Genomic DNA, 17,807 nt, shown 5'->3' with positions numbered 1-17,807 from the left:
ACATTTTTTCACATGACTGGAATGCGATGCGGGGGTATCATTACCTCATGCATATCGCCCGTATGTTAAATGAAATGGCGCTTCATTCGCTTTACCTGACGGAACATGTCAAAACAGTCGGGGTTCAGTCTTTCATCAAGAAGTTTTATGAAGCTATGACCTATAGTGAGTTGGATACAGGGCGGCTTCGCCGGCTGACCGAATCTCCCGGTCAATTGCGACTAGTGCGCGAAGAAAATTGGAAAACAAGCCGTTTGGCGGCATAGCGAATTGAACTGATACAGACAGCTTAGGCAGCGGTTGCGCGGCGCTACTCGTCTTTCCGTTGAAGATGTCCGGCATGCTAAAACGAGCAGAAACGGTTTAGTTAAGGATGTGTTGATACGGATAAACCGGTGATTTTTGGAATAACCGAATAGGCAATAGTTGCGAAAACGTCAATTCCAGACCCCGCAAGATTTAAAAAACATTTTCATGCGTCAGCTCTGGTGGGAAACGGGAAGACTTGACAAACTGGTACGCCGACCCTGGTAAGTTACCTGGTCAACTATCTGCAATCATTTGTATGCGTAGTAATCTTACTTGGGATTCTGATCTTCGTAGAGCATATGGTAAGTTCTTGTTTTCAATAAGCTGCCTTTGGATTATAAGTGTAGTCTTATATGGGATTGTTACGAACCAATCATTTAAAGATATGCTAGTAATCTTGGCTCCTAGTTTAAGTTTGGTTAGCCAAAACCTTGTCGCTGTCAGACAACATTTTAATATAGCCAATATGAAAGATAATGCCGAGAATTTAATTGTGAAAATCTGGCAGAAAGGGCTAAGCAATAAAGGAGTTATTAACAATTTGGAGATACGTGACCTACAGGATTATATATACGAATCCCGCAAATCAGCTGCTTTAGTCCCAGATTTCTTCTACAAACTACGAAAAAGACGACAGAATGAATACATGCAAAAAGTAATGGATCAGTTTAGGGAAGAAGCTAGTAGAATCTGTAGAATTCCTTATGAAAAGTAGTAATTGAAATAGATTGTTTTAGACGGGTGTAGCTTGATGATAGAGCACAGGCTTTCCTAGATTAATGTAGAGAAATGTATGTAACAGGCTATTCCTATCATCAATGCTACAGGAAAGGGCCACTGAGATTACGCCACAAGTAGGTAAATCATGATGAAACCGCATAATTAGTGGATTGATTTTGAAGAAACCTCTGATTTATCAACAGGATATGCATGTTTAAGGTATTCATCGAGATGAACATTAAATACTTGAGGTTTTGCATGGCATGTAATTATTCTTTGTTTGCTAGAATCAGGTAGGAACTCATATCTAAAGGAAAACGTTATTTTTATATTGCTTTCAGGTAGGATGCCTTCATAATCCTCAAATACTTCAATTAGAGCACCTTTCATTTTAAAAATACCAAGATATTCAAATTTCTCGTTTTTACTAATTAACTTGAAATATCTGTAAACCATCCTATAGACATTAATCTCTTTCAACAAATTAGATGCTTTTACGTATAAACAGAGTTTGTCGGTCTTTTTTGTGAGAACATTATATTGTTTAACAACAATATCCACAAGGTCAGTAGCCCACTCCTTGTCATATGATTCTTTGTCTAAATACTTAAATAAATCAATAGCTATTTTTGTGGCATCTTCTTCGTTTGTGTTCTTAAGAACAAAGCCAATAGCAAAAGTATCGTCAAAATCATCATCACATAAAGATGCTGATAGTATATCCTCTATTTCTACTTTTTGAGGAATAGGTAAATTGTCCATTAATTGTGCCCCCCTATATTATGGTAATAAAGCATGATTCGACAGATTATTCATTATTCCTTCTATTACGAGTATAAACAACTACCTCGGATGCTGTTTAATGTTTCCGTCTGTCGACTCCCTCAAAGGCTGGCTGTGGTCGCCAACGGTGCTAAAACCAAAGGCTACCAACATTTGGAGACACTCTGTGATTTTTCTTTGAACGGTTATCAAGTTATTTCAAGGGAGCTTGGCTGTGGGTGCCTTTGGTACGAAATCTTATATACAGGCTGCGCTCAGAGGAACTCCTGTGGTCAGTCTTCCGGACAATATAAAACAGGCAGGATATGATTGATCCTGCCTGAAATTTATCATTTAGATTGGATTAATATATTACTACTTTTTATACGCCCGGCCAAAACATCATCCAAGGAGGGTTTCCTCTTTTCCTTGACCTTCGATAACAGATCTCCAAGAAGTCCCTTCTGGTTGAGTTCATTCGCAATGTCCTGGTGGTCTATCCTTGTGTATATCTCGCTCGTTGTAACCCGGCTGTGCCCGAGGAAGCGCTGTAGCTTGAAGCTGTTCACCCCCTCCCGTGCCAGGTGGGTGGCCGCTGTATGGCGCAAGGAGTGCGGACCCTTTTTCAACCCCGCCGGCACACCGGCCATCTCAGCGTGCTCGGATATCATGTGGGATATTGCATTGGCCGTCAACGGACCCCAGCGACAGCCATTCAGGCCCAGGGCAGGGAATGTTATTGTGGTGTCCATAGTTTCATATGTTCTTCTGGATAGCAGATTCCTTTTGAGCTGGAGGGCGAATTCATTCTTGCGCCTGATCCATTTGTGCAGTTCCCCGGCCAGGTTTTTACTGAACACTACGTGCCTGTCCTTTTTCTTGCCGTAAACCTTGATAATATTGCCGTCCCAGTCTATGTCACTATCCCTGATACCGGCTATTTCACCCACACGCAGGGCAGTATCTATCAGGGTAATGGCAATCAGGTAGTCTCTTTCACCTCTGAAATCGGCCCGGTCGAAGCTTTCCAGGAACTTGACCAGGCACTCAAACGGCCAGACTGATACCATGGTGTCGCCGACGGCAGGTGGCTTTACCTTCGACATAGGATTGAAATCCAGTATTTCCTCATTGCTTAGCCAGCTAAAAAAGGCCCTGAGGCTCCGGTATTTCTTAAGGATAGTATGTTCGGATAGGGTGCACCGATCTTCCCGCTCTGTGCCCGCGTAGCGTGGTAATTCTTTAACCTGGATCAGGTAGGCGCTTATAAAATGCCTGCTCATATCGTCGAGAGGGATACTCATTAGCTCACCATCTGCGACACGGTCAAGCTTATGGGCCGAGTAGTGAATAAATCCCACCAGGTCGGAGTAATAAGTCCGGACGGTGTGAAAGCTTATTCCCGGCTCCAGAAACTTCTCCTTCAGAAATTCAACAACCGCTGTCTTCAGGTCGGTTATCCTCGTTCTCTCCATCAGCTTGCCGTCCAGTGCGTCCTTTCTTAATTGCTCAAGTATAATCCTTGACAAGATAATTTCCTCCTTCCATTATTTCGGAAGGGTAGGTTGGATGAAGTGAAAAGGCTATCATGGTAATGTTTTGCTAGTTATTGACATTTGACCCTGATAATTTGACCATTCAACTCCTCCTTTTGACCATTCAGCCATTTCTTTTGAATATCAGATACAAAAAACAGCCAATTTACTGGGTGAAAAGTCCTCAACTGCAAGTCCTCTGCTTTTGCCATCCTCTGTTCCACAATAATCCTCCAAATCCTCAGCACTACCCGAACAAAAAAGAAAGAGGGGTCCGGGATTAAATATCCCGAAACCCTCGTCGCTGTAATACTGGAGGCGACACCCGGATTTGAACCGGGGAGTGGAGGATTTGCAGTCCTCTGCCTTACCACTTGGCTATGTCGCCGCATAAATGGAGCGGAAGACGGGATTCGAACCCGCGACCCTCGCCTTGGCAAGGCGATGCTCTACCACTGAGCTACTTCCGCACAATATATATTGTACAATATTAATTTATTTTGTCAAGAACAGTGTCGCCGGATCAACCAGATAAATGGTTTGGCGGTTCACTGACTTGCGAAATATAGATTAGCACAACCCGTCCGGCTTTGTCAACCCGTTGCCTGCTGAAGTCACAGTTATTTGATAATTCCCTATAAAGGTGCTTTGTTTTTGCTGTCGAATTACAGCAAAAGATCTTGTAAATTACAAATATACTAAAAAATTTTGCGTAAAAATTTGATTAGCAGATAATATTTAACCTTAAAAAACCATAAAAAAAGCAACATGTCAATTAAAATGCAAAATAATGTTAGCGCTCCAATATAATTTGGTTTAAATTATTACTTTATTGGCTTATTTTTGTCATAGAGTCACATTATCTGTTACTATTACGAGTAATTACCTAACATAAAATCTTTTTTAAGGGCAATTATAAGATTAGGAAATCAAAACACCTTAAAAAGAAAGGAGGTTGTATTAATGGCCAGAAACACCAATCAAACTGTGGTACCGGGAGCAAAAAATGCGCTAAACCAAATGAAATATGAAGTTGCTAATGAACTCGGTATTTCAAACTATGCACAAATGGACAAGGGAACACTGCCCAGCAGGATGAATGGCTATGTGGGAGGCAACATAACCAAAAGGTTAGTTGCCCTTGGAGAATCTGCTCTGGCTAGCAACACGCCCCAAGGTTAATCCCATGCGATTTGATTCCTTTAATATATACTACTCGGTTTTTCTCTAAAAGAGGATTAGTTTTCTAATCCTCTTTTAGTTATCTGCCGCAGTAAAAAAAACACCGCTCATAAGCGGTTAAAAAGGAGGATTTATGTATAACGGTGCAACAGCACCGGTGTTTTTACTAATTCTAACCGGAGATTATTAAAATCACCTTAAAATAATGTGAAGTCTCTATGAATTTTCTGTGTCCAGAACAAAATAGACAAGTTGTTTTCAACAAAAACCCCGCAAAAACTTGCGGGGCTTACAATTTACCATTTACTTATATTATCCGCGACCCTTTTTAGAGATTCTACGAATAATTCTTGCTCCTCCTTGGTGAAGATGTCTAAAACCCTCTGGTTGGATGCTTTTACTACCTCCCCCAAAGGTTTTTCCAGCTGACGCCCTTTGTCACTTAGTACTACTCTAATAGCTCTTCGGTCATTAGGATCAGACTGCCTTTCCAGCAGCCCTTTGTTTTCCATCCTGTCCAGGATGCCAGTAATTGTTGAGCCGTCCAGACAAATTCTTTGGGCAATTTCAGTTGCAGTCTGACCATCCTTGCACCATAGGCAGCTTAGTATTCCATATTGAACTGGTGTAACATCATACTCATCTAATCTGGACCTAAAATAGCTGAGGACTGAATGTTGTGCCCTCGTTAATAAAAAATTGATACACTGCGTTACTTCCATATATTTTTATCCCCCTGGTTACTTTGCCTCTTCAATTTTTTCGAGTAATTTGGGCAGCAGTTCCTTTACATCTGCTGCCACGCCATAATCGGAAATCTGGAAAACAGGAGAATTAGGGTCGTTATTGACGTTAATCACAACTCCACTGTCTTTGATCCCAACAACATGGTGGGTAGCGCCCGATATTCCAAAACCGATATACACCTTGGGACGAATAGTTTTTCCGCTGACACCGATGAGCTCGTGTTCACCCTTGGCCCAACCCTCGTCCAGAGCCGGTCTGGTACAGCCTACCGCTCCATGCAAGCTTTGGGCGAGTTTTTCAAGGAGCTGCCATACTTCCGCACTGCCTACACCCCATCCACCGGCCAGCACGATTTCAGCATCTTCCAGGGGCACGCCGCTTAGGTGTTCCTGCACTACCGTCACGGCCTTCAAAGGTGATTGGTAATGCTCCAACCCGGCAGCCGGCTCCTCAATTATCTCACCCTGCCGCGCAGTATCTTTTGCCTGCTTTTTAAACACCCCCGGCTTTATGCTGGCAATGATCGGCCGTGTCAGGGGACAAAATATCTCGCCCAGAACCCGACCGCCAAAAGCTGGAACCACCTGGACCAATTCTCCCTGCTCATTATAATACAGGTCTATACTGTGTGCTGCAACACCCGTACGTAGTTTAGCTCCTACTGTGGCTGATAATTCGCTGCAGCTGTAAGAAGCACTAAACAGGACAATGCCGGGACTATACTTGCGGATTAGGTTTTCAAGCACCAGAGCGTAGATATCATTCTGGTATAACAATAATCGAGGGGCATCGATCAGTATTACTTTGTCGGCGCCATGGGCGATCAGATCAGCGGGCAATGCCCCAATACCGCTCCCCATGACCACGGCGGTAACCGGGAAACCGTCCTTTACCGCCAGTTCCTTGGCTTTTCCTAAAAGTTCATAGGACACTTCTTTAAGATTTCCTTTAACTTGCTCTGCAACAATCCAAATCTCACCGTTTATCTTCATTAAACTGTTCACCCCCCTTAGTTAAGCACACCTGCCGCGTACAGGATTTTAAGTATTTTTTCGGCCTTCTCTTCTATATCACCATCAAGCATCTCAACCTTGCGGTCAATGGGCGGAGTCCTCAAACTTCCGGGTTGGGTAAGCGAGCCTGCTAAACCAACATCATCAGCATTCAGCTGCAAGTCATTTAGCCCCCAGACCGTAAACGGCTTTCCCTGAGCTTTTACTACACCCATTAAAGAAACATAGCGCGGTGTATTTATCTCTTTTGAGACGCCAAGGACCATAGGTGGAAGCCCCTCATACAACATGTACCCGTTTTCAATTTTAGTCTTTATTTTAAGGATATCCCCTTCTGTTTCCACGGCCATGACATGGTTGAGGTGAGGCATCCCCATCATTTCTCCCAACTGGGAAGGGACATGGGAGGTTCCGCCATCAACGCTTTCTGAGCCGGTCAAGATCAGGTCGAAAAGCCCAATCTTGTTTAATCCTGCCGCCAGTGTCTTGGCGGTTGCATAGGTATCGGCGCCTGCAAAGGCACGGTCGCTTAACAGGTAAGCCTCGTCAATACCCATAGCCAACCCTTCCTTAAGTACTTCTTTTGCTTCAGGGGGAGCCATGCTGATCAGGATAACTTTCGCACCGAGCAACTCTTTCAGCCGCATGGCAGCCTCAATCGCATTCTTGTCAGACGGGTTAATTGCCATTGGAATCTTGTTGCGTTCGAGCAGTTTTGTTTCTGGATTGATGGTAATTTTGTCATAAAACTTAGGGTCTGGAACAGGTTTGACACAAACCGCAATGTTCATTATGAAGAATCCTCCCATTAGCAATGATTTTGCTTTTCACTAACTTAACGCGCTGCCCGCGATGATTATTTGCATGACGTACGATGTCCCGCCTGAAGGTATTGACGCCACAGCATCTCTCAGATACCGGTCAACCGGGTAATCGCATATTACTCCATAACCTCCCATCAGATCGATGGTCCTTTTGGCTGTATTAATTGCCGCTTCTGTAGTAAAATACTTGGCTATAGATATCTCAGGCACACAGGGCAAGCCCGCATCTTTTATCCCGACTGCATTGTAGGTAAGCAGTCGCCCAGCCTCGTAATCAGTGCGGTTTTGGGCAATAATAAATTGGATATTTGTTAATTTGGCTAGTGGTCTGCCATAAATTATTCGCTCTTTGGCAAACTTAACGGAATCCTCCAAGCAGGCTCGCAGAATACCCAAACCTATAGCTGCCATACCCGAGCGGCCAACCTCGCTGATCGTACCCAGCCCTATCTTAGCGCCGTCACCGGGTTTACCGATTAAATTACTCGCAGGAACCTTAACGTTGTCCAGGATTACGTCACCCATATCGGAACCCTTTAAGCCTGTCTTTTTTTCCTTGCGGCCAGGCTTACAACCGGGAGTATTTTCGTCAATCACAAATACAGACATCCTGGGCCGGCCTTTTTCGTCCTCTCCCGTCCGAACTACCACTATATTAATGTCAGCGCAATGTGAGTTGGTAATAAAACACTTGCGCCCGTTTAAAACCCAATAACCATCAACCAGCTCACCTGTAGATTTCATCCCGGCAAAATCCGAACCACCTCCCGGTTCGGTCACTGCAAGGCCTGCAATGGAGCCTGAACATAATTTGGGCAGGTATTTTTGCTTTTGCTCTTCATTACCCCATGTCAGAATTGCATACACCCCCAGGTGATGGGTCATCAGGGCCAAAGCAAAACCAGCTGAATGGCGGGCGATTTCCTCTAATATGATAGCTCTTTCCGTGTAGCCCAAGCCCACCCCCTGATAACATTCCGGGACAAATACACCATTGTAACCTAACTGGGCTGTCATTCTCAGCAATTCAACCGGACAAGTATCTTCCTGGTCAATCTTACTTGCAATAGTCGCAATCTCTTTTTCAACAAAGTCCCTGACAACCTTCCTTAACTGTTCCTGCTGCTCGGAGAATTTTAACATGCCAAACCCCTCCCTAATTTAGCATTAATCATCTTAATAGCTTCTCTGTCTTAGAATTTACTTTGAGCCGGCTCGTTCAAACTTAAAGGGTTATCACCTTTTTCAAATATTTTAAACAAGACATTTTACTTTGTCAACAAAAATTTTGTATACAAATAATTTGTTGACATTGTATTACGCTTTTTGGATAGAAAAAAAGAGCCCCGTGTGTGAGGCTCTTACTTGGGTTTCTTACTCCGCGTTTGTATTATGTTTTCGCCTTCTTCTTTTTTGAAGTACTTTAATACCTCTTTATAGATTAAATTCTTTCTTTTTCTGTGCAAATCTGTAATAATCATATCCTTATCCATTGTCTTTCCTTGGCTTTCTATCAAATCTATAATTTCCATATTTAGTACCTCCATACATCTCGTTCCATTTATAAGCAAAATAATATATGGTAAATATAATAATTATATTAAAATTTCCTTAATATTTCTTAAATAGATCTTAAAAAAATTGTCCTATAAGTTATTAGGACTTTTGTCCTATATTAATTTAGTACAATATAACTATTTACTACATGACTATAGTCAGGTTATATTGCAAATTATAGGGCATTAACTGAAAGAAGTAATCACGGCAAGGTTTTTTCATTAGAAATAAGTAACAGCGGGGTTACAATAATTTATGAAAAAACGGATCATGATTGTTGACGACAGTGTTTTTGCACGAAAGATGCTTCATAAAATCCTTACCAGTCACAATTATGAAGTTGTTGGTGAGTTTGAAAGCGGCTGCGCTGCCGTTTCAGAATATAAGAATTTGAATCCAGACCTGGTTACAATGGACATCATCATGGACGGGATGAACGGCCTTGAGGCCTTAAACCAAATACTATCAATAGATCCGTTTGCTAAAATAATAGTTGTCAGCTCACATAATAATAAAGACTTTATAGAATTGGCCTTGCAAGCCGGCGCCCTTTATTTCATTGTTAAGCCATACGCTAAGGACCATTTGCTTCAGGTGGTCGAAGACGTGCTTTCTGTGCATGTCAGATAAAAAGCGCTTTCATATCATATGAAAGCGCTTTTCTAATCAATTCAGCATTTTTACGGGAAGGGATACTCAACTGAATAATATAAGGAGTCAGTTACTGCTGGAAATTACACCAGACCTTGTAGCCCTTGATACTGCCGCAAAAACAGATGGTGCCACGGGCCGGAATCGAACCAGCGACACGCGGATTTTCAGTCCGCTGCTCTACCAACTGAGCTACCGTGGCATAAAAAATGGCGGAGCTGACGGGAGTCGAACCCGCGTTCTCCTGCGTGACAGGCAGGCATGTTAGGCCACTACACCACAGCTCCGTATTTAGTTCGCGGTACCGCCTTTTACCAGGCTGTCACCGCTGACAATGTATAGTATAACTAATCCGGCGTTTTAAGTCAAATGGAATTTTTACTTAGATTTATTTCTTCGACCCACAGTTAAAATCGCTTCACGCACAATCTTTGCCGCCAAAAGCGCGGTTCTCTCGGAAGGGTCATGAAGCGGGCTCACTTCCACCAGATCAAACCCCACCACATCAAGCTCACCCAGCAGGTGAACCGCCCGCATGATCTCCCTGACCGTACACCCGCCGGGTTCCGGAGTTCCGGTGCCCGGGGCGTAGGCCGGGTCGACCACGTCTATATCCAGGGAAACAAATACCGGCCTCCCCTTGATCTGCGGCAGGATTTCCAGCAGCGGCTCCACAACCCTGTCGACAAATATATTGCAGTTTTTGCGGGCGAAATCAAACTCTTCCCTTGTTCCCGAACGAATGCCGAACTGGTATAGGTTTTTCCCGCCAATTATCTCTTCGACCCTGCGCATAACGGTGGCGTGGGAAAGACGTTCGCCATAGTATTCATCTCTCAAATCGGTATGGGCGTCAAAATGGACTACCACGAGTCCGGGATGTACACTCGCCACTTCTTTGATGACAGCATATGAGATCAGGTGCTCCCCGCCCATGACAAACGGGAACTTGCCGCCGGCAAGTATTTCGGCGGTCACCAGGCCAATCCGGCGCAGGCTTTCCTGGATCGCTCCGAACGGCAGGATGACATCCCCGGCATCGTAATAGCTATAGTCAGCAAGGTCCAGGTCCAGGTCGACACTGTATTCCTCCAGGCCATGCGACACCTCGCGGATCCTCTGCGGACCCTGCCTGGTGCCGGGACGGAAGCTCACTGTAAAATCCATGGGAGCGCCGACAATAACGATCCCGGCCTGGGCATAGTCCTCGGTGCTGCCAATAAAACAACCAGGACACCTTTCTGTAAACTTAAGCATCTTACAGGCCTCCCGCATCAGTCACTTGGCGATATGTTGCCCTTTTACCGCCCCAACAATTCCTTTACGAAGGGAGGCAGGACAAAACAGGTCCGGTGGATCTCCGGGCTGTAGTATCTTGTATTCAGGTCGGGTGTGCGTACAATATCAGTGTCACATGGATCGTACTTTTTCGACCCCATGGTAAAAGTCCACAACCCGCCCGGGTAGGTGGGGACAACAGCCAGAAAGAGGCGCGTCAACGGGAAAATACCCGATATATCACTATACAGGCGAGGTATGAGGTCCCGGTTGAAAAACGGCGACTCGGTCTGGGCGACAAAAATACCGTCGTCTTTAAGAGAGTTAAAAATATCTTTGTAGAACGAGGCGCTGAAAAGCCCTTCCGCAGGCCCTATGGGGTCGGTTGAGTCAACAATAATCACATCATAGGCGCCTTTGTTCTCCCTGACATGCTTAATGCCATCGTCAATGACGATCTCCACCTTGGGGTGGTCCATGGCACAGCTGATTTCAGGCAGGTACTTGCGTGAGGCATCAACAACAGCGCCGTCTATTTCACAGTGGACAACTTTCTCAAGAGACTGGTGCTTTACTATCTCCCGCACCGCGCCCCCGTCACCGCCGCCTATTACAAGCACACGCTCCGGCGCCGCGTGCGTGTTCAAGGCGACATGTGTGATCATCTCATGGTAAACAAATTCGTCCATAATCGTAGTTTGAATAATATTGTCCAGGACCAGCACGCGCCCATATTGGTCGGTGTCAATGACAGCCAAACTCTGAAACGGCGTATTTTCCTGGTGGAGTATCTTTTTAGTCCGGCAAGAAGTCCTAACATCCTTAGTCTGTTGCTCAGTAAACCACATATCGAGTTTGGTATCCAAGTCTCACGCCTCCGATTTCATTATTTAGTAGTAGTATTAATACCAGAGAGGCACTGCGGCCAGGGCACAGCCTATATTTTCCACACGGTGCTCCGCGGCGGCGATTTTTGTGCCCTTCAGTTCCATCCCCCTGGTTTCAAAAGCTTCGATCAACATCCTCTCTATTGCCTTTGCCGCTTCTCCTTCACTGCATTTACCGGAGTATTCCATAATAACCCCAAAAGTGTCATTTGAAAAACCGACACCTACTGCTGCTGCAATTAGCTCACCGGGGACATCGCTTATGATGTAGCCATAAGCCGTGGGTACAAGTGAGCCTGGCGGAATTTCCATGTCCGGGCAGTACTCCACACCGGGAGGCAGGATACTGGTTACCCGCATCAGGTTGAGATTTCCGATTTTTCCTTTAAGCAGAGCGTTGTCAAAAGCGTTTAAAGGATTCTTTCCCTCGGAGCTCCCGGCTGTGACAAAGAATTTTTTTGGAGTTGGCAGCATTATCAAACCTCCTCATTTTTGTTGGTCGCTGCAACAACATACAATATTATATCAAAATAGCACAAAAAGTTAACCTTGAGTTTCATACTTTAAAAAAATTATCCCCAGAAAAAATAAGAATAATTAATAATTCCCGGGGGCAATATATAAACTGCCAAATTAATCAAGGGGGAATTAATATTGCTTAAAACAGTAATTGGTCTGTTCGACTCACGTGACCAGGCTGAAAAAGCCGCGTCAGATTTACGCGGCAGTGGTTTTCACGATGAAATATCAATTCTTGCCTCGGATAAAGGTAAAATGACAGCAGCAGGGACAGAACACACAAACAGAACTGACGCGGGTGGTGCGACCAACATCTCTTCGGGTGTATCCACAGGCGGATTGCTGGGCGGCCTGGCCGGTCTGGGTATGGGAGTTGGCGCCCTGGCCATCCCGGGCATCGGCCCGCTTATCGCCGCGGGCCCAATCTCCGGACTGCTGTCAGGAGCCTTGACGGGGGGCATAGCGGGTGGTCTGATTGACTGGGGGATTCCAGCAGACCGCGGCAAGTTTTATGAAGGTAAAATCCGGGAAGGAAAGATCCTTGCCTCCGTGCGCACCGACGAAAACAAGGTCAACTCGGCGGCTGACATTCTGCGCCGTAATGGAGCCCGCGACGTCGAAATCCACTAATTTAGTCGTCGGACGTCAGTCGTCAGACGTCAGTATATTCTGTATTTCTCTATGGTCTTGAGTAATAGGAAAATTTATCCGCAGGTAGGGTGCGACTTGGTCGCACCTTATGTATTCTCACGTCCCACGTCTCATTTCCCACGTCCCATTATCCCCAGATATATATCCCTGTAAATCATGGCGTCCTCAGCCTGGCGGCCGGCAGATTCGCAGATCACCGTTGGAGTTAAACCTTTTTCAATGATCAACTCAGCGAGTGGGGTAAAGTCAGGCCCGAAGCGGGTTTCAAGCGTGGTCCAGTGTTTTTTTTCACCTGCGCCGGTGAACTCCACCGGGCTGAAATGAATGTGAAGATTCTGCAGGTATTCCCTGCCCAGGCTCTGCTCGACCAAATCTAAAACTGCGGCGAAAGCCGGCTTCCCTGTAAAGCCTCCTCCGCTGATAGCATGCAGGTGTCCGAAATCAACAGCCGGCGCCAATTCACTCCCCAGTTCGCATAATTCCAGCACTTCCCCAAGTGACCCCAGCTGGTTTTTCTTGCCTCCGGTCTCGGGGGCCAGGTATACCCCGGCTAATCCTTCTTCCCTTGCTTCATCTAATATCTCCTTTAAAAAAGCCTTGGCTGACAAAAATAATTCTCTGCGGTTTTCCCCTTTGCCAGCCCCGGGATGAAATACCACGGTTTTTGCCCCCATCAACCTGGCGGCCTTCAGAGACTTAAGCAGGTGTCCCCTGGTTTTCAAGCGCATTTCCGGATCCTGCGTGCTGAGATTTATGTAATAAGGAGCGTGCACACTTAACTGTATGGACTTATCAGCAGCTGACCGGCCCAGTTTGATTGCCATTTCGTCGCTGATGTTCACACCTCTGCTGCACTGGTACTCGAAAGCGTTTAGTCCCATTTTTTCCAGCCATCCCGGCATTTCCAGCGAAGATTTGTGGCCCTGGGCGTAAAAAGAAGCGGAAGCTCCCGCGGGACCAAAATGTATCATCCAAAATACCTCCAAGCCAATTTATTTAATTGTTAGCAGAATATCCTCAGCATAAGCAGGAGGATATTTCCATATATGACAGAATTTAATATATAAAAACTCGCGGAGTGGTGACATGCGCCAGTTGAAAACAATAACATTGGGACTTCTACTAATTCTACCTTTATTTCTGTTTGGTCATTCCAGTATCCTGCCTGTTTCCGGGCGATTGTTCGGATTGCAGAAAGAAACCCTGGTTTATGCCAGGAGCACGGACTCCACTGTCCTTGACCCGGCTTTTTCCCTGGATGAGGAGTCAAACAAAGTAATAACAAATATATTTGAAGGCCTGGTGCGCTTCAAACCCGGCACATCCACCATCGAACCCTGTCTCGCCGAAGCTTGGCGCGTCTCGCCGGACGGCCGGGAGTGGACTTTTTATTTAAGAAGAGACGTTAAGTTTCACGACGGGACACCTTTTAATTCAGAAGCCGTACGTTACAGCGTGGAAAGACAGATGCCTGCCCAGCGTACTGACCGCGCATCATACGCTTCTTTCACCTTTGGCATGGTTGAAAACATAATTACTCCCGACCCTTATACAGTTAAGTTCATTCTTAAATACCCCTATGCTCCTTTTTTGAATAATCTCGCCATGGCTTCCTCGGCCCCTATAGTCAGTCCCAGCGCCGCGTCAGCATTGGGCGAAGCTTTCAGCGAAAAGCCGGTAGGTACGGGACCTTACCGCTTTGTCAATTGGGAAAAGGGCAAAAACATCACTTTGAAAGAAAACAGGGATTACTGGGGCAAACTGCCCGATTGTCCAACCCTGGTTTTTACTGTAATTAAAAACAGCAGGCTGCGCTCACTGGCGCTGAAAATGGGCCTGGTCGATATTGTCGACGGGATAGCGATAGCTGATGCCCGCTTTTTAGAACAAAAGGGCTTCCCCATTCTGAAAAAGAACGGTCTGGATTTGAATTATCTTGGTTTTTTCACCGACAAACAACCTTTTAACAACCCGGCTGTCAGAAAAGCAGTCTGCATGTTGATAGACCGCAAACAAATAATCGAGGGGCTTTTTCAAAATGCCTCAATTGAAGCCATCAGCCCCCTGCCTCCTGGTGTGCTTGGTTATGATCCCAACAGCCGTCCCATCCCCTATGACCCCGCGGTGGCGAAGGAATTGCTGGCCCGCAGCGGGTATGCGGAAGGGCTGAAAATCAAAATCATTACTTATAATAACACCAGGCCTTATAACCCCGCCGGAGGAGAGAAACTGGCCGCGACACTTAAGGCGGAGCTGGCTAAAGCCGGTATTGAGGCGGAGGTTAAGTTATACCCGTGGGAACAGTATAAAGAAGCCTTGCTGCAGGAAGAAGGAGACGCGTTTCTCTATGGATGGATCAGCGACAATGGAGACCCGGATAACTTCCTCTATACCTTGCTTTCATCAGCGCAGATTGAAAGCGGCCTGAATACCGCGCGTTACCGCAACAGTGAAGTTGATCTGCTGCTGGCCCGGGCCCAGCAGGAAACCGAGCCTACCTTACGGGAGCAGGCTTACCGCAATGCTGCAAAAATTGTTGTTAATGACGCTCCGTGGCTTTTTCTAAACCACAGTCTAAAAATATACGCCACAACAACCAGGATTGAAGGGTTTGTTCCACATTTCGCCGGCTTTACCCCGCTAAACAGTATTAAAAAACAGAAGTTAAATTAAAATTTACCAGCCAAAATGCCACAATCTACCACTAATAACCTGTGCCTGTATGAAGAATAATATCTGCAAAAGGCGTGTGTTTTAGCCTAAAACCAGCGAGGAGGAATATAATGGATATTTATCAACTCCAGAGGCAGATCCAGGATCTGCGTCAAGAAGTCAACACCATTAACCAGGTGGCCAGCCAACTGCAGCGTTCAGAGGCCAACAACGCGGCACAACTCCAACGCCTGCACCAGAATGAGGCAATCGCTACCCAGCAGCTTCATACGATTCAGCAGCTGTGCAACCGCCTGAACCAGGATGTCAACGTGATTAGCAATGTGGCCCAACAAGTAACTTCTCAGATGTTTACCAGGCCGATTACCAGCGGCCAGTGGGGCGCATACAGCCAGCCTACCACTGGACAGTTCGGCGCATTCAATCCGAGCATTACTACTGGCTGGTATAGTCAAGGCATGATGGGTATGCCGAGTAATATTGCCAGCACCTATACCGCAAATTTGGGAACCGGCATTACTCCTTTTGCCAGCAATGTACGTTTGGAAACTCCGCAGCAGATGCAAACCGGCCAATATGGAGCATCCGGCTTTGTGAGCGCCCCATTCGCCCAGAATATCCGTCTGGAGACTCCGCAGCAGACCCAGACCAGCCAGTATCAGCATGGAGCAACTGGTTTTGCCGGCATTCCCTTTGCCAGCAATGTCCGTTTGGAGACTCCTCAACAGAACAACTTTGCGAACATTCCATTCGCGAGTAACATAAGCCTGGAGACTCCGCAGCAAATGCAGTCCAGCCAGTATGGAACAACTGGTTTTGCAGGCAGTCATCTCTCACCTTACAGCGCAAGCCATATCAGTGCATCAGCCATGCCCACAACCGGCCTTTGGAGCCAACCTCTGGCATCAAGTCAAAACCTGGGTATGTACAGCAGTTTCTGATAAAAAATCACGCAGGGGCCTTTTTAAGGCCCCTTTTTTCTTGAATCGAGTTATTTTCTACTTATCAGACATTAATATCCCCTTAACAAAAATTACCAAGTATTGTACAATTTATATATATTCTTCCAGGCTGAAGAGGGGGTTATAAATTTGGCAAAAATTTTACGTGAGGGAGCTTCTTATACTCAACGTGACATTATAGAAATACTTAGCGAGTTTTCTGCTTTTAAAGACAGGGTTGTAAAAAAATTTAAAGAATTGGCCAAGGAACTGGAAGGCAAGCCCAATGAACATGACCTGTGGGTAAACCTTTACCTGATCTCATCTGATTACTCCGAGGAGATTGCCGGCAAAAAACATAAGCAGCAGGAACAACTGCAAAAGATTTCTTAACCAGGGCACAGCCCCGCCGCAAAAGCGCGGGGCAAATTTTTTCAGGGCAGCTTCATTACATGTTACTCACCCCTGGCAATAACCTCAACATCTATTGTTTCGCCATCCCATTTGTCTGTATAAGAATTTTCAGCGTAGTATTTCATGACAAACTCCCCGACTTTTCTGCAGATATAGTAGTTGATCGAACCGGCGATAAACATTCCGATAAAAGGAATGATCCGCAGAATAGTCCGCTGCGACGCCCTGATGCCCAAAGCCAGCAGCGCCTGTTCAAGCAGGCGGTTAAAGGCGCGGCCGGAAAGCCTCTTAACTGTTACCCCGGTCAAACCTCTACCGGCAGCACCCGCTCCCACCGAGGAGATCAGCACCCAGACCGCCTCCCGCGAAGTCCCGGCAGTTTCAATATCACGGTTGTGCAAAACAGCAATTTCCAGAATCAATTCGGTGATAAAATAGGCCATGGCGGTCATATCCAGGAGCGTTCCGCCGATTACGGCAACAACTGTGCCGAGCACCGGCACCGCCCCGGGCAAGGCTGTCAAAGCGCCGGCGGCGGCGCACCACCTGCACTTTTTCTTGATCATCATCCGGCAAATTTCCTCACTGGAAAGGTTCTTTTTTTTCTTCCTTATCTTATCTACCCGTTTTTTGATGTCCTTCTTACTCATGTGGTCAAACGGGTTAAATATCAGCACCGCAGGACACTCCTCTACTTTTGGTTCTGATAGATTTCACCGCCGTCTCAGCAAAATCCTACCGGTATTATACCGGAAAAACCCGTTTTTCTTTCTGCAGTCTTTCAAACAGAGCTGACGCATGAATCTAAAGATTTATAACTGACAAGGTTTATAAGAGTTGGGGAGAAAAAGTTTTTCGCAAAATAGCACTGGACACCACAAAATAAATATGAGACAATAGTGTGGGAAATTTTAAAAAGGAGCCACACTATGACGATACATGAAGATTGGCCTGAGGAAGTTCTCTTGAACGGACGCATTTTTACAAGGGAAGAACTGGAACACATTAAGGAAGTGATCCGGTTGTTTCCCCGGTTGAGTCAAAAGGAATTGGCGCATACGCTATGTGAAACCCTGTCGTGGTATGGACCAAACGGGAAACCAAAGCTGGAATCTTGCCGCGAGTTACTGCGAAAGCTGGAGGC

The 17,807-nt window shown here is 45.8% G+C and carries 21 protein-coding genes, 4 tRNA genes and 1 pseudogene; 9 read left to right on the top strand and 17 right to left on the bottom strand.

What is annotated here, in order from left to right; genetic code table 11:
• Both Pmgp_RS17160 and Pmgp_RS17155 read left to right on the top strand, forming a co-directional pair.
• Window positions 1-266 (top strand): hypothetical protein (locus tag Pmgp_RS17160; RefSeq protein WP_205078032.1); only part of this gene is annotated, 266 nt, incomplete at its 5' end.
• Window positions 267-502: 236 nt separating this feature from the next.
• A pseudogene (locus Pmgp_RS17155) lies at window positions 503-1,024 on the top strand (S-4TM family putative pore-forming effector); the annotation flags it as partial.
• A 167-nt stretch (window positions 1,025-1,191) separates the two neighbouring features.
• Here Pmgp_RS17155 and Pmgp_RS17150 read toward each other — a convergent pair.
• The 5 genes from Pmgp_RS17150 to Pmgp_RS17135 form a co-directional block, all read right to left on the bottom strand.
• The gene (locus Pmgp_RS17150) at window positions 1,192-1,791 is read right to left on the bottom strand and encodes a hypothetical protein (RefSeq protein WP_134215565.1); all 600 of its coding nucleotides are present in this window, start codon (window positions 1,789-1,791) and stop codon (window positions 1,192-1,194) included.
• Between the two features lie 350 nt (window positions 1,792-2,141).
• Window positions 2,142-3,320: a tyrosine-type recombinase/integrase gene (locus Pmgp_RS17145; protein ID WP_134215563.1), complete on the bottom strand. Its 1,179-nt coding sequence runs from the start codon at window positions 3,318-3,320 to the stop codon at window positions 2,142-2,144.
• Between the two features lie 77 nt (window positions 3,321-3,397).
• On the bottom strand, window positions 3,398-3,550 hold the full coding sequence (locus Pmgp_RS19870; protein WP_192902997.1) for a hypothetical protein: 153 nt from the start codon (window positions 3,548-3,550) through the stop codon (window positions 3,398-3,400).
• Window positions 3,551-3,639: 89 nt separating this feature from the next.
• A tRNA-Cys gene (locus tag Pmgp_RS17140) sits at window positions 3,640-3,714 on the bottom strand.
• A 7-nt stretch (window positions 3,715-3,721) separates the two neighbouring features.
• Window positions 3,722-3,796, bottom strand: a tRNA-Gly gene (locus Pmgp_RS17135).
• 493 nt (window positions 3,797-4,289) lie between these two features.
• Here Pmgp_RS17135 and Pmgp_RS17130 point away from each other — a divergent pair.
• Window positions 4,290-4,508: an alpha/beta-type small acid-soluble spore protein gene (locus Pmgp_RS17130; RefSeq protein WP_134215561.1), complete on the top strand. Its 219-nt coding sequence runs from the start codon at window positions 4,290-4,292 to the stop codon at window positions 4,506-4,508.
• Window positions 4,509-4,804: 296 nt separating this feature from the next.
• Here the strand turns inward: Pmgp_RS17130 and Pmgp_RS17125 are convergent, their stop codons facing one another.
• From Pmgp_RS17125 to Pmgp_RS19865, 5 genes are all read right to left on the bottom strand, one after another.
• A complete protein-coding gene (locus tag Pmgp_RS17125) occupies window positions 4,805-5,230 on the bottom strand; it encodes a MarR family winged helix-turn-helix transcriptional regulator (protein ID WP_134215559.1) in 426 nt (141 codons plus the stop codon).
• A gap of 18 nt (window positions 5,231-5,248) precedes the next feature.
• Window positions 5,249-6,247: an electron transfer flavoprotein subunit alpha/FixB family protein gene (locus Pmgp_RS17120; protein WP_134215557.1), complete on the bottom strand. Its 999-nt coding sequence runs from the start codon at window positions 6,245-6,247 to the stop codon at window positions 5,249-5,251.
• 17 nt (window positions 6,248-6,264) lie between these two features.
• On the bottom strand, window positions 6,265-7,059 hold the full coding sequence (locus Pmgp_RS17115; protein ID WP_192902996.1) for an electron transfer flavoprotein subunit beta/FixA family protein: 795 nt from the start codon (window positions 7,057-7,059) through the stop codon (window positions 6,265-6,267).
• Window positions 7,060-7,098: 39 nt separating this feature from the next.
• Window positions 7,099-8,235 carry an acyl-CoA dehydrogenase family protein gene (locus Pmgp_RS17110; protein ID WP_134215553.1) on the bottom strand — a complete coding sequence of 379 codons (1,137 nt, stop codon included), beginning with the start codon at window positions 8,233-8,235 and terminating at the stop codon, window positions 7,099-7,101.
• Window positions 8,236-8,453: 218 nt separating this feature from the next.
• Complete coding sequence (locus Pmgp_RS19865; RefSeq protein WP_192902995.1) at window positions 8,454-8,624, bottom strand: hypothetical protein; 171 nt, start codon at window positions 8,622-8,624, stop codon at window positions 8,454-8,456.
• A gap of 280 nt (window positions 8,625-8,904) precedes the next feature.
• Between Pmgp_RS19865 and Pmgp_RS17105 the strand changes: the two genes are divergently transcribed.
• Window positions 8,905-9,279, top strand: coding sequence for a response regulator (locus Pmgp_RS17105; protein ID WP_134215551.1), 375 nt, complete (start codon window positions 8,905-8,907; stop codon window positions 9,277-9,279).
• 147 nt (window positions 9,280-9,426) lie between these two features.
• Here Pmgp_RS17105 and Pmgp_RS17100 read toward each other — a convergent pair.
• The 5 genes from Pmgp_RS17100 to Pmgp_RS17080 all read right to left on the bottom strand — a co-directional run bounded on the left by Pmgp_RS17100 (window position 9,427) and on the right by Pmgp_RS17080 (window position 11,939).
• Window positions 9,427-9,502: transfer RNA gene (locus tag Pmgp_RS17100), tRNA-Phe, on the bottom strand.
• 8 nt (window positions 9,503-9,510) lie between these two features.
• Window positions 9,511-9,587: transfer RNA gene (locus Pmgp_RS17095), tRNA-Asp, on the bottom strand.
• Window positions 9,588-9,678: 91 nt separating this feature from the next.
• Window positions 9,679-10,557 (bottom strand): agmatinase, encoded by an 879-nt coding sequence (gene speB / locus Pmgp_RS17090; RefSeq protein ID WP_134215549.1) that lies wholly within the window; start codon window positions 10,555-10,557, stop codon window positions 9,679-9,681.
• A gap of 44 nt (window positions 10,558-10,601) precedes the next feature.
• On the bottom strand, window positions 10,602-11,426 hold the full coding sequence (speE, locus tag Pmgp_RS17085; RefSeq protein WP_134215572.1) for a polyamine aminopropyltransferase: 825 nt from the start codon (window positions 11,424-11,426) through the stop codon (window positions 10,602-10,604).
• Between the two features lie 54 nt (window positions 11,427-11,480).
• The gene (locus Pmgp_RS17080; protein WP_134215547.1) at window positions 11,481-11,939 is read right to left on the bottom strand and encodes a pyruvoyl-dependent arginine decarboxylase; all 459 of its coding nucleotides are present in this window, start codon (window positions 11,937-11,939) and stop codon (window positions 11,481-11,483) included.
• 180 nt (window positions 11,940-12,119) lie between these two features.
• Here Pmgp_RS17080 and Pmgp_RS17075 point away from each other — a divergent pair, with 180 nt between their 5' ends.
• Window positions 12,120-12,614, top strand: coding sequence for a hypothetical protein (locus tag Pmgp_RS17075; protein WP_134215545.1), 495 nt, complete (start codon window positions 12,120-12,122; stop codon window positions 12,612-12,614).
• 131 nt (window positions 12,615-12,745) lie between these two features.
• On the opposite strand, the gene Pmgp_RS17070 is transcribed toward Pmgp_RS17075, so the two are convergent.
• A complete protein-coding gene (locus tag Pmgp_RS17070; RefSeq protein ID WP_134215543.1) occupies window positions 12,746-13,606 on the bottom strand; it encodes a TIM barrel protein in 861 nt (286 codons plus the stop codon).
• A gap of 217 nt (window positions 13,607-13,823) precedes the next feature.
• Here Pmgp_RS17070 and Pmgp_RS17065 point away from each other — a divergent pair, with 217 nt between their 5' ends.
• From Pmgp_RS17065 to Pmgp_RS17055, 3 genes are all read left to right on the top strand, one after another.
• On the top strand, window positions 13,824-15,308 hold the full coding sequence (locus Pmgp_RS17065; RefSeq protein ID WP_243119934.1) for an ABC transporter substrate-binding protein: 1,485 nt from the start codon (window positions 13,824-13,826) through the stop codon (window positions 15,306-15,308).
• Between the two features lie 110 nt (window positions 15,309-15,418).
• Window positions 15,419-16,249 (top strand): hypothetical protein, encoded by an 831-nt coding sequence (locus Pmgp_RS17060; protein WP_134215539.1) that lies wholly within the window; start codon window positions 15,419-15,421, stop codon window positions 16,247-16,249.
• A 150-nt stretch (window positions 16,250-16,399) separates the two neighbouring features.
• The gene (locus Pmgp_RS17055) at window positions 16,400-16,642 is read left to right on the top strand and encodes a hypothetical protein (protein WP_134215537.1); all 243 of its coding nucleotides are present in this window, start codon (window positions 16,400-16,402) and stop codon (window positions 16,640-16,642) included.
• A gap of 62 nt (window positions 16,643-16,704) precedes the next feature.
• Here Pmgp_RS17055 and Pmgp_RS17050 read toward each other — a convergent pair whose 3' ends face one another.
• Window positions 16,705-17,340, bottom strand: coding sequence for a hypothetical protein (locus Pmgp_RS17050; RefSeq protein WP_243119933.1), 636 nt, complete (start codon window positions 17,338-17,340; stop codon window positions 16,705-16,707).
• 252 nt (window positions 17,341-17,592) lie between these two features.
• Here Pmgp_RS17050 and Pmgp_RS17045 point away from each other — a divergent pair.
• The coding region (locus tag Pmgp_RS17045; RefSeq protein ID WP_205078084.1) for a hypothetical protein at window positions 17,593-17,807 on the top strand (215 nt) is incomplete at its 3' end.

Origin of the sequence: Pelotomaculum propionicicum (genome assembly GCF_004369225.1) — a bacterium.
Classification (GTDB): Bacteria; Bacillota; Desulfotomaculia; order Desulfotomaculales; family Pelotomaculaceae; genus Pelotomaculum_B; species Pelotomaculum_B propionicicum.
The sequence above is the reverse complement of the archived record's forward strand: the minus strand, read 5'-3'. Positions and strand labels throughout refer to the sequence as shown.